Below are 12,956 nucleotides of genomic sequence, written 5' to 3' on the forward strand. Positions count from 1 at the left end.
TTCATTAGCTCTGTTGGCGAAGGATAGATCAAAGCGGGTGGGGTACCAGCCTTATGCTGGTTTACTCACACCCGCTTTTGAGTGAATCCATTGCAAAAGAGAGTAGACAGCAGCAGTTCTCTAGCTATAACTAAAGACAGAGGGCTGAGAGCAGAATGAAAGGCTTTCTGTCAGCGACTTTCAGCTTTAGGTGTCTTAATCCTAATGGCTACAGCTATAGCTGACTGGTCGGCAACTTTTTACCTTATCTTGCTTCACAGTTAATGTGGCTGTTGATGGCTTTGATCCAGATGCCTAATTCAGGGTGGATCAACTAAACTGCGCTAGTCCTTTTGGCCGTAGGGCAATCCGCTTTTGAGGGAGGGTTGCGAAAGCGGGGGTGAATGAAAACAGCGATCGCGATCGCTTTTTACTCGCCCAACGGGGAAATCATTCAATTTTTGGCAAAAGATATTTCTTTTTTATCGCACTTCTTTAGAAAAAATCTGGAAATATGCAGATTTAGAATAAGAGATGTTTCAACCTGGGCTGAGCTGATTTATATTTGCGAAAATTGGGCTGAGATTTTGGTGAAAGCCGTGGTTTTAGTCGAGCGCTAGTGTATGCAACCCTTTTTATAATTTAGACGTTTTGATAACGTCAATATTGGTGTTAAAGCAACTGCTGAATTAAATTTGGCCGTTGGAAAAGTTGCTTTTTCGATTTTATTTTTACCTCAAAGCTTAAGGAAGCTATCTACAAAAACTGCTTCCTCAGCTTTTGCAATATTTACCTAACCGGAGCTAACCAGGATGGCAACAGTTGTCCCTAAGTTTTCTGTGACTTTTGTGATTGGTGGTAAAGATATTACGCTGTCTTCCTCCGATTTACCCGATTCGCTGTTAGACGAAATTAAAGCACTCAAAGATCAGGGCAACCGCCAAGCCGCTCAAGAAAAGTTTAAGTCGGCTTTGAAGGAAGCTTTGTCTTTTAGCTTGCCTGCCGGACAGACGGTTTCGGTCAAAATGCAGGAATTGTTGAATTGGCTGCAAAGCAAAGGCTTTGATGTTTCTGCTGCTGACCTATTTGAAGATACGGTGATTACGATTACGGCTTTTTCAATTTCGGCTAAAGGAGAATTTGTGATTGCCTTTGAAATTGATTTAAATCTAGATATTTCAGAGGATCTTAAAGCCATTATTGACGTTCAAGAAATTGGTATTGGGTTCTCCTATAAAAAAGATGCGGCTTAGTGAATGCTTATGATTGATGCTTTGACGCTGACCATTGATGATCAAACCATTGTTCTAAATTTGCACGATTTAAACTCCGCCAATTTAGAAGCGGCGATCGCACGTTTAGGCGATCACTTTAGCGCAGCGCTAGCTGCCGAGGCCAGTTTAAGTTTGCAGTCAACCACGGGCAAAGTCGATTTTAGTAAGCTGCAACAGTGGCTCAGCGATCGCAGCTTTGAGCCGGGACAAACGGAGCTGCTAAACGATTTGCTCAGTCAAATTTTGGTTGATATTTCAGCTTTTTCAATTGCGGCTAACGGCGGCTTTACCATTGCCTTTCAAGCCAGCTTTGCCGATGCGATCGAAACCCAAAATTTATCTGCTGAGCTAAGCCAAATTATTGCCGCTTCGGAAGTCGGTTTGGGCTTGTGCTACCACCCCACTGCTTAAAGCTTCTGTTCGCGCCACCTATGGCGCTACCTTCCCCGCCAAGTTTGGATTTTGATCGCGAGTTTACCTGATTTTGTTTGGCTTAGCTGCTTGATTCGATGGCTCGGTTCTGCGCCTCTCCCCAGATACGGTGCTGTCTCTGTTGCCCCCCCTTGAAATGACCAGGAGTTCCTTTTGACTTCGACCCTCTCCCCCGGCTCTGGCAAATCGATTTCCGCTCAGGCTTATATTCTCGGTTCCCTGGGTGGCGTTGATATTCGCCTCGAAGCTGCTTACACCAGCGATTTTGAACAGCAAACGACGCGCACCTACCGGGGTGCTTTAGCCCAAGAATCGTCTATCAGTTTGCTGGGGCTAGCCAGCAAGCTAGGTGGCTTTACCCTGCCTGCTGGCATTCCTGATTTGCACCTGCTTGATATTAATATCGAACTCAAAACGACGGCACAGGGGGTAGAGTATTTTGCCTTCACGGGCAAGTCTACGCTGGCGTTGGGTAAAAAGTTTGACCTTTTGGGCGTCACCGTTGAACCGCCGCAGGGTATTTTGTTGACGTTTAGCTTGGTACGGCAGACGGTGGTGCAGGCAGGGCAAAAGGTGATCGAAGGCCGCTTTTTGCTGACGCTGGCGATGCCTGCTAACGAGCGACTGGTGGTATCTAGTGCGCTGGCTTGGACGCGGGATATTCCTGGTTTAGACACGCTGCGGGAGTTGCAGAATGATGAGGACTTGCCGCCGCAGGGATCGGCGTCTTCAGCCGAGGCCATCAGCCTGATTTTGCACGCTAACCAGGCGATCGCCCTTACGCTAGTCGATAAAACCTTAGGCTCAGCCGCCGCCGCCAAATACCTGGTCAACTTTGAGCCTACTGACTGGGCGTTGACGCTGCAATTTTTAGGCGAAGCTTTTCCCCTATCGCTGCCGAGTTCAAGTAGCAGCCCCCCTGTAGCCGCTCGGATGGTTGCACCCGCCGCCGCGCTCTCAACGCCTGCTGCTACTAGCGCGGCGGCTGAGTCAAAGCCAGCAGAATTTACGTTTCCCTTTCTCAAGTCAGACGGCCAGGAAGATACAACTCCCCCGGCTCAACCTGCTGGGCCTCCCAATGGAGCGGCATCCGGGCGATCGCCCTCTTCGCTGAAGCAGCTTAGCCAAAAGATTACCCTGGGCAAGCCCACCGACTTGGGTTTTGAAAGCGACCCCGAAACCGGAGCCAGCTTAATTAAAATCAGCTTTCCGGCCACCGTTACGATTGGCGGCATGAAGTTGCGCAGTAAACTGCCTGTCAAGTTCGCGATCGATCGCTTTGCCATTGCGGTTAGTCATCCCACGGGGCTAGAACTGTTCTCTGAGACGGAAAAGCTCCAGCCGCCGAAAAAGGAAGGTGCCACATCGGCGGCAGCTAGCGATAAGTTTCAGCTTTTGGGTTTAGAGTGGGAGTTTTTTGGCGTCAAGGTGCCGGATTTTGACCCCGAAAAGCCTCTGTACCACCACCTGACGCTGGTCACTAAAGACTTTAACTATCAAATTCAGCAGGCTGAAGGGGCCAGAATTGAGATTGCTTACACTCAGGCCAGCCGCGACCCGATTGTTTTTATTGTCGAAGATTTTGCGCTTTCGCCTAAAGGCATTAGTTTAACGGCGACGGTGAGCGATCGCCCTGCTCGGCTCAACGGCATCGACACCCAATACCGCTTTCACGGTAGCCAGCTACGTATTGTTGACAACGAAATTTTAGACTTCACCCTCAGCGGCTCCGGGCCATTGCCGCCTAAGCTGGTGGGCGATGCTATGGCCGATATTTCGCTGCAGTTTAAGCAGGTAGACGGCCATCTGAAGCTAGTGGCAGGCGGTGCCAAAATTCAGGGCAACAAGATTCTCGATTGTAAAGGCACCCGCTTCCGCTTCTCAATTGACGCTATGGGGCTGAAGTTCGTCAACGACGATCGCTTCCATCTTTATTTCACCCTGACGGGCAGCGCCCGCTTCACGTTGCAAAAGGGAGACGATCGCAAAAATGGGGCGCTTTCGCTACTGCCCAATATTCAAATTGATTTGGTCGATTGTCCGCTGACGGGCGATGCCAGCGTTATTGCCAAGCATGTCAAGTTTTTGATTGAACTGCCCAAGCCGATTGCCTTTCCCTTCTTAGGAGCCTACGAGTTTGAACTGCGGGCGATCGGCTTTATTCCTCAGTTTGCGCCTTTTGGCAACGATGTGGCGATGCAGATTAGCGGCCAGCTCAAGTTTGCTCAGGGCAAAGGCGACGTCGCCAGCGACAGACCCGATCTGCATTCGCTGTTTATTGGCTTGCCGGAGCCTGGTGGCTTTTTGCCCCGGCTGTATATGGATAAGCTGCCGCTGGATATCAGCGCTGGTGAAGCCTTTAAGCTTAACGGCGTAGTTGAATTCAAAGACGATGAACTGCTAAAGGGCTTTGAAGGCGAAGGCGTCTTAGAAATTCAAGGAATGCCGCCGATCGCTGCTAGCTTTGGCTTTTACCGGGTGCGCAAAAGTGAAGATCAGCCCTGGGTGCGGGCTTGGTTCATCTACATCGAAATTCGTCAGGTCAGCTTCCGGGTGCCCGTGGTCGAATTCTACATTCGTGAAGTCGGCCTCGGCTTTGGTTACCGCTATACCCTAGTCGGCATCAAGCGAGCCGACGAAGCCCAGAGCTTGACTGAGTTGCTAAAAGAGTTGAAGGTACTGTCGCGGACGCAAGGGGATTTGTCGCGTCGCGATCGCTGGTCGATTGACCTAGAAGCCGTCGGTCAAGATCCGCGTTGGACGATTGTGCTGCGGGCGATGATTGCCCAGCTTTCAGCGGCTCCCTCGCCGCTGACCTGGAATGCCGCCAAAGAAGAAGCCTTAGCCTGTGTTTACCTATTTGATGCGGTGATTGCCTTCCGCAGCGACCTCACCTTCTTTATGAACGTGCGCGGTTGGATCAACACCAGCTATGGCGCTTTTGTTCAAGCCCGCAACCAGGGCAAGAACCTGGAACCGCTCTTTAGTGGCTTTGTCTTTCTCTGGCCGCGACAAAAACGCTTTTTAGCCCATCTGGCTTCTAACCCTAACGGTCATCTGGGGAGCAAGCCGCCACTGCCAGAATTTGCCCAGTCGGCCATTCGCAGTTCTCAGTTTTCAGCGACGCTGTTGATTGAGCCAGGGCTGATGCATTTTGAGCTGGGCTGGCCGAATATGCTGCGCTGGTCAAACCAACTGGGGCCGCTCAATGCTGACATTCGCGGCGGCTTTATTTTCCGCATTAGCACCACCGAAATGGTGCTGGGCATTAGCTTTTTGGCGCGAGCCAGCCTAGAAATTTCTGCCAGCGTTAGTTTGGGGCTAGTGGGGGCTAGCGTCACCGCGCGAGCCAATGCTGCCTATGGAGCCCGTTATATTGGCGTGGTGGGCTTTGGCGCTAACGACCAGCCAACGCTTTATGGGGCAATTGGCTTAGAGTTGCGAATTCAGCTAGCGGTTTCTTTGTGGATTAAAATTCCGCTGCTGTTTAAGACCCTTCGCCTTAGCTACCGCTTTAGCTTCAACATCAACTTTACGGCAGGTTTAGAGTTTGCCGTTAATGGCTTGCGAGATGCCGGACTGCGCGGTTCGGGTACGCTGGCGATTTCGGCTATGGGGCATCGTTTGCAGTTTAATGTGCAGCTCAAGGCCAACCCCGATGCCGTTACCTTAGCGCGGCAGCGAACTGAGAAATATCTCAACTTAGGACTGGAAGCTACTGAAGTAGATACCTCGCTGCCGGGAGTAGATGCCAGCCAGCCCCAACCTGCCGCCCTGCGATCGCCTCAACCTGCCGCCCTGCGATCAGTCGTTGCTCAACCTGTGAGCTTTGCGGCTGCGCCTCAGCCAGAAGCGTTGACTCTAGAAGAGACGCCGATAACAGCAGCGGCGGCTGAAGGCGCGACAGCGTCGTTTGCGGAACCGTCTCAACCCAAAATTGAACGGCTACCGGATACCGCCTTCGATACACCAGACTATTCCGTTTTTGTGGTGCGAGAAGGCCCGGAGCAGTTTGCTTACTTTGTCTTGTTTCCGCGATCGATGCGCGATGGTGGCCAGCCAGGATTTTTGCCCGTACCGCCTGACAGCAGCGTTGCCTTTACCGCTGCTACCTACCGCGATTTTCGGCTGGCTTTCCCCACCGGGCTACCCCCCTACTTACAGTGGTTTAACCCCGTCAGCGATGCGTTTGAAGCCGTCGAGGCGATCGCCGCGGATCGAGCCGAAGTTTCTCAAACCGAAGACGGCCTTACCTGGCGGGCTGACTGGGGTCAAGCGCTGTTTGAAGACGCCGACACCTTTGAAAATGGCTCAGAACAGCCCGATCCAACCCAGCAGACGGTAACGCTGCAAGATTATCTGCGCAATGCCTACCTCACCGACGCCGACCCCCAGACCCAGGAGGTGATTCCGGTGCAGGATCCGGCTTCGCTGGCAATGACTGAAGCGGCCTTAGAAGATGAGCGGGTGCAAAATCCGTCAGACAATGCCTTTGAAGCGGCGGTGCGGGGAGCAACAGAGCAGTTTCGCGGTTCGCCCTTTTTTAAGCGTGACCCTAACTATGCCTATGAGCGGGTGCTAGAAGCCGCTTTTAGCTCGGAAACAACAATCTACGACGGCGATCGCGCGTCGAGCGACCCCAGCCAGGTTTTAGAGGCCAATCAGCAGGCTCATCAGGTTCGCAGTATGGTGATCAATGATTTGATGGGCGACCTGCAAAAATACGTCAACAGTGCCAACGCCGCCGAACGGCAGCAGGTGGCGCAACGCTCGGTGGCGTTTCAGATGGGGTTGGTGTTCCGGCTGCCCCAGCACCAGCGCCCGACTTGGCTAGATGAAAACGTGCCTCAAGCTGAAGCGCCGAAGCTGTTTCAGCGCGATCGCCGTCGCGGTACCCAGCCTGCTAGCCGCGATCGCTATTTGCGTACCTTTAATACCTTTGCAACTGACTTTGGCAAAAATCCGCCCCAGTTCCAGCGGGTGCAGCATTTTACCGACGCCAATACGATCGCCATTACCTGGGATTTGGTTCAGGCGCATTCCCCTACGGCAACGGCTGATGCCGAAACCAGCCTCACCCGTCTGCAGCAAGACCCCGAACATCATCTGCAATATTACCAGGTGCGGCGACGGCCTCTGAGCAGTCAAGCGCCAGAAGTGGTCTACCCGGTTAAAGGCGCGGCTGTGCTCAACCGTAGCCAAACCGCCGATCGCTCTGTCCTCAACATTCTCAAACCGCGTTTTCAAATTGTCGATCACTTTACCGAAGAAAGCCTTGACGACATTGTCAACCTGCCAGCCGAAGGACTCAGCTATCTCTACACCATCACCCCCTACGACTTTGCAGGCAATGCCGGACATCCGCTGACGCTAGTAGCTACACGCTACCCCAATGAGCCGCCCCCGGTGCCTGTAGACGCTGAATTTCAGGTGAACTATCAGCTCACGACAGCCAACACCCAATTGCAGGCGGTGGCGGCTGATCAGGCGATCGCGGCTGCACTGGTGCCCCCGGCGGCTTGCACCGTCACCTGGACGGAACCCAGCGATGCCCAAGCAGGCGTGCGGGTGCCAATTCAAGCCTATTACCTGATCTTTCGGCGGGAGACAACGCTCCCCATCGGCAGCTACGGCCTGGATAGCGCTACCCAGCGTCCGCGTACCAAGCTGCTGCCAACCAGCAACTCACGGGCTTTGCCCACTGATATCAAAATTGAGCTAACGCCTGAAGGGTTGCGCCGCGCCAGAAAAGCCACGGTGTCGTTAACCGAACTGCACCAGCAGGGAATTTTGACCGCTAATTGGCAGCCCCACTCCTGGAAAATCTATTTTCAGACGGTTTCGCTCAACCAGGTGCCTTCGGCGCTAGCGCCTGTGCAATTGTTGCTGCGGTTCAACTCAGCGGCTACTGATCAGTCAGACCAGGTAGAAGAACGCCGCCCCGCTGAGCTGGAATGGCTACCACAGCCGCTGCGGTTGCCGCTGTTGCCGCCAGAAGACCAGCGGGCTATTGTCGGCACAGCCCATTTCCCGATGCCGACGGCGCAGCTTAGCGCCCAGGGCATTGAAACTGCTGGGTTGAAGTTTGCCTTTGACGGCACCCCCGACAGCTTAAAGCTGGCTTATCGGCAGCATCCGCAGGGCATTCGCTGTATTCGATTTCGCTGGAATCAAGGCCCCAGCCAGCCGCTCACCTATCCGTTAGCGCTGACGGCTAGCTATGACCTGCTGGCGTTAGATATTGACGCTCACACGACGGAAACTTTTAGCGATCGCGATTTGCTAGCCAAAGCGCTGCGACCCATTCAAGAAGTGCAGATGCTTTCTGCCGCCGATCGCTTGCTGACTCCAGGTGATACCCTGGCTGTCAACCAATGGGAAGCCTGGTATCCCAGCGCGATCGCGCGGCGGTTGCACTATCAAGCCCATCCGGTGGCGGGGGCTGATATTGCTGAAAGCCCCTGGTATTCTTGGCGGGAGTCGATTTTGGTGTGGCCTCAATGGGTGGGGGTTACAGAGGGGGCGGGCGATCGCGCCACTGCCCTACACCCCTACTTAAACGACCTAACCCAAACGTTGCAAGCAACCTACCTGGTGTCGTTGCAGACTAGCCCACCGCTCCAACCCCAGACGCTGACGACTTTTTTGCAAGCCACCGCGCCTGAGGCGGATCCCTATGGTTGGGGGGTGTTGCAGCGTTTTGGCCTCACCACTACCTTCTCGCTGCGTCAGGCAGAGACAGGTGACGTTCTAGCAGGCGATCGCTTGCTTCAGGCGGTGCAAACCGTTATCCAACAGCTTGCCCCCCGCTACCCTGACCTAGCTCCCCATCTCCAGGTCGAGTTGCTGTTTCAGGCGGGGCAGAGCGTTAGTCTAGAGGCCGAGGCGGCTGTACCGCTAGCGGGTTTGCTGGGTCTTATCCAGATCAGTTTGCGACCAGTGATTCAGCAAGTGCAGCAGTACGGTATGGTGGCGATCGCGGGTGAAAACAATGCTCAAGCCCGCTTGCGGTTTGAATTTACGCAACCCTTTACGCTCATTGATCAATCTGACCCCAACGGCCCGCAGCTAACGCTAACGCCCACAATAGACCCGACGGGCAACCCCCAACAAACTCAAATTGAACGCACAGTTACCGTCCCGCTCAACGGCCAGGTGAATTTGCTGCTGCGGGCTGCGACTTTGCCCAGCGTTAGCCAGGTGATAGGGCAATCAGGGGCGGCTGATCAGACGTTGCCGATAGTCATTACACCGCTGGCGGTGAGCGATCCGCGCTCGGCTTACTTCACCGCTGACCCTGATCGCCTAGCGGCTGACTTTCAGACTGCTGCTGTCGCGGCGCAGCAGTGGCAAATCTTTAAACACTATGCTGAATCGCTCAACAGCAGCGAGGCTGAAACTCAAATTCAGGTGCCCACCAGTGGCAACGAACTTAAAACCGTGCTGCCCGATGTGCTGCTGTGGTCACTGCGTTTCTTTAACGCCGCTGCCGTCCCCAGTCAGACTGAACAGGGCTTAGCCCATACAGCAGCCGGTCCCTGGCTGGCAACAGCCTACCCCCGGATTGATACGCCCGCCCCCGCTACCCCAGACGAGAGCGGACGGCTGCAATACGACCATCTGCTGCCCGACAAGTGGGCCCATACCTACCGCTATTACATTCGGCCCAACAACCGCTACGGGTTGCTGTGGTCGAGCTTGCTCAAGTCTCCGGCGCTGTTTCCCGATCGCCGGGATGAGGCCGATTTAGCTGCAGCCCAGCCCGATCCGGCTGCGGGGGGGCTAGATGTCGTGCTAGATCGCATCAGCCCGCTGGCGATGCCTGTGGTGCTGAGTTCGGCTCGTTTAGATCCCCCAGCGGCTCCTGGTCAGCCTGTGCCGCCGGGACGAACTTGGGAAGTGATCATTGCCCGACACCCTGAACAAACGCTGATGGAGCGCAACCAAACCCTGGCGCGACAGCTACAGTTCCGTCAGGTGGCGTTTAGCTTGCTGCGCCGCTTTGCCTACACGGCCACCAACGGCGATGACTGGGTCAGCCGGATCAATAATCTCATGCGGATTCAGGGAACGGCAGCGGCGCAAAGCAGCCACAGACTCAGCCTCAAATGGGTTGAAAATACCTATCCGCAGGCCCTGCCCGCTGCTGCCGATGGCCCTCTCCCCGATCATATAAACTACCAGCGAATTCCCCTAACCGACGCCGACTTTGCCCAACTCAGCGCTGAAGATTTAGGGCAAATTGACGCTGACCTGCGCAGCCTAGATTTACCGCTGCGGCTGGGTAACTTCCAGCAAGGGGCGCTGGTGTTGCAGTGGGATGCTTTGCCTTTTTTCTATCAGCATCAGTTATTGGTGATTGCCCAAAGCGATTGCGTGGTTTCTCCCGTCAACAGTCTGATTCAGAAAGACTTTGAATACCGCTCTCCTATCCCCTCAGCCTGGATGGCCGGACAAGACCCGCAACCCGTGCCCTTACCTGCCCCGTTTGGCCGCCTTGGCATCCCTCCGGCTACCCTAGAGCTGGCTTTGCCCAGCCGTCAGGTGCGAATTTCGTTAAGCCAGCTTTGGGATAGCCTGCCGCCAGCGGTGCGCGATCAGTGGCCCAGTGAGCAACCTCAGGTGGAGGCCAACAATCAGCGTACCCCCTCGGCGCTGCCCGATTTAGCCGTGGTCTACCAGTTGGTGCAGGTGCAAGAAGGCAACCTAGAAGTACAGGTAGAAACCTGGGTAGCCCAGCCAGAAGGCGAACCCGAACAGTATCAGATTCGCCAGTTGGGCAAAACTTTCTGCGGCAACGTTACGGCAATTGAACCGCCGACAGCCCCCCAGAGCGACTACGGTTTGAATTTAGCCATTCGTCAGATTAACCAGGTACCGCTACAGCGACCCTATGACTTTTCGACGGTGGCTGAAACGACCCGTTATCGGCTGGCGTTTGAGGCTAGCGACCAGCGCTTGCAGGTTTTAAGCGTATTTACCCAGCGCGATCGCGATGCCCTCTGGCAAGTTTTGGCTCAAGCAACTGCTGAATCACAGCTTTTACTGGCAGCGGGTTTGACGACTGCTTCTGCCCTGCTCAACGACTGGTATGCCAGCCGCATTGTCGCCACTCAGGCTTTTTTACCCCCCGGTGAAGTTCAGCCTGTTGCTTTGCCCAATCTGACGGGGCTAGACTACCGCCATGTGCCTGCGACGCTGCTCTTGCTGACAGATGCCGCTGATCAATCTGCGATGCAAGCGCTAGCCGATCGCTGTGATGCTAAACTTCAGTTTGCTCTGTACCAGCTTTTAGGCCAAACGCCGCCACCGGGTGACGGTGCCGGGGTGGCGGTGGTGCGATCGCCCGATTTTAACGCTGCTGAAACCGCCTTTGCGATCGCCGCTGTGCCCTACCTCAGCCAGACAGATGTGCCCAGCCCGCTTCATGCCAACGTTCAATTAGACGGGCAGCAGCCCGTGCTGACCTGGTCTGGCTCAATGACCGCTGAGCAAGCCGCTGACCTGCGCCGTCTGATTTTTGATCACGCTGTCGATCGCCTGATAGCCAAACTCGAAGCGGCACAAGCCAGCAGCTTCTATAGCCCGCCCCCGCCTGCCCCGCCGCTGCCGCCTGCCGTAGAACCCAAACTGCGGCTGACGGCTGATGGCGAGGGGGCTACCTGGAGCTTGCAATGGACGGGAGAAATCACGGCGGCGGCTCTGAGTACGGTTTACAACTGGGTGCCGGGTGCGACTTATCAAAGCGGGGCGATCGCCCTGTTTAGATTGGTTTTAGCTGGGCAAAAAGCCTACGTCCAAGCGAGCGAACAAGCTCTGGCGGCGCAGCAGCGCGACCTGGCTAACCAACGGCAAACGCTGCAAAGCCAAATAGCGGTCATTGAACAGCAAATTCGCCTTCTAGAAGAATTGCCGCTCAACTTGGGCAGTAGCCAAATTGCCGCTTTACGGCGACAGCAGCAGGCGCTAACCCAAGACCTACAAGCCCTAGACTCGCAAGCACAAAGCCTACAGCAACAGCAGTCAGCGTTGACAACGGCTCAACAGCGGCTAGCGGCGGCGCTCACCCAGTTTGCCAACTTCACCACACCGGGAGAGGCCAACGCCATTGCGGCGACGCCAGCAGCAGGCGATTTTTTGACGACGGCCTATACCGTCACGCTGGTTTGGCGGGTGACACCGACTTTGCTGGTACAACGGCTGCAAGCCCAGGGCAATAACGCTGCTGCTGACTGGACTCAAACCCGCTTGACGATTCCGACCGAGACGGCGGCGCTAATCTGGCGCGACCTTTATGCAGTCGATGCGAGAAGCTGGCAAAGCCAGGTACAGGCCGTACTGGCTGGCTTTGTTCGGGGAACACCGCTGCAAACCTTCCTAACGGCTTTTAATCAGTTGATTGAGGCTAGCGAAGGCGTGACGTGCCGGGTTGACTATCGACCCTGCCAAAGTGACCTGTCGCCAGAGCAGAGGGCTGATGTGATTGTGCGGGGACAGTTGCTGCGCGGCAGGCGATCGCTTACCGAAACCGCAGGCAACCAGCTACGCGATCGCTTTGCCGCCCAGGGATCTGCCACGCAGACGTCTTTGCAGCGGCTCTTGGTGGACTTGCAAGATCGACAGGTGCTTGACAACCTCTACCAGCGCTGGTGGGTGCAGGGTTATCTGACGACGGTTTTTGATCTCAATCGTCTGCCGCCAGCCTTGCACGCCAAAGTATCGCTCACCCCGCTACCGGCTCCTACCGACTATGCGCTGATTTGGCGGGGCGTCATGACAGCTGCTGACCAAAGCGCGCTCAAACGCTGGCGTCAAGACCTGCCAGATTTAGCTCTGATTGATGCCCTTGATCAACTCATGCGGCTGGCTCCACAGCCGGATGAAGCCGATCGCCTCGATCCGGCTACCGAAACGATTGTGCTAGGGCAAGGCGCTGCCCCGGCTGTGCCGACGACGCTATCGACTCGGCTGCGCTTGGGTGAAGGTGCTATTTTGCGCTACCACGGCCTGATGACGGTGGCTGAAGCCCAAACCCTACAAACGCTGGTGACCGCTGGCGATCGCGCTGCGATTCAACAGTTGTTTAACCAATCGCTGACCCAAAGTCTGCAAGGGGGGCAACTCCACCTGATGGCTCGCCGAGGCAGTGCCAAACCAAGCGGTTTGGTTCGACTACAGCCGCTTGAACTGCCCCGCGATGTCGCCCAGCCTTGACCGATTTGACTTCAGCCTGATAGGGCTAACCCTTTTAGCCCTGCTGCTTGCCTGCTT

General features: G+C 55.2%; 3 protein-coding genes. All 3 read left to right on the forward strand.

The genetic code is table 11. The features are described 5' to 3' along the window. Nucleotides 1-791: 791 nt before the first annotated feature. The 3 genes from ACTS3T_RS13525 to ACTS3T_RS13535 all read left to right on the forward strand — a co-directional run bounded on the left by ACTS3T_RS13525 (nt 792) and on the right by ACTS3T_RS13535 (nt 12,899). On the forward strand, nt 792-1,232 hold the full coding sequence (locus ACTS3T_RS13525; protein WP_462935192.1) for a hypothetical protein: 441 nt from the start codon (nt 792-794) through the stop codon (nt 1,230-1,232). Nucleotides 1,233-1,241: 9 nt separating this feature from the next. Next, the gene (locus ACTS3T_RS13530) at nt 1,242-1,664 is read left to right on the forward strand and encodes a hypothetical protein (RefSeq protein WP_462935193.1); all 423 of its coding nucleotides are present in this window, start codon (nt 1,242-1,244) and stop codon (nt 1,662-1,664) included. 174 nt (nt 1,665-1,838) lie between these two features. Further along, complete coding sequence (locus ACTS3T_RS13535) at nt 1,839-12,899, forward strand: hypothetical protein (protein WP_462935194.1); 11,061 nt, start codon at nt 1,839-1,841, stop codon at nt 12,897-12,899. The last annotated feature ends 57 nt before the right edge of the window (nt 12,900-12,956 follow it).

The sequence above is a fragment of the Almyronema sp. genome (assembly GCF_052168255.1).
In the GTDB taxonomy this organism is placed as follows: Bacteria; Cyanobacteriota; Cyanobacteriia; order Phormidesmidales; family Phormidesmidaceae; genus Sphaerothrix; species Sphaerothrix epifaneia.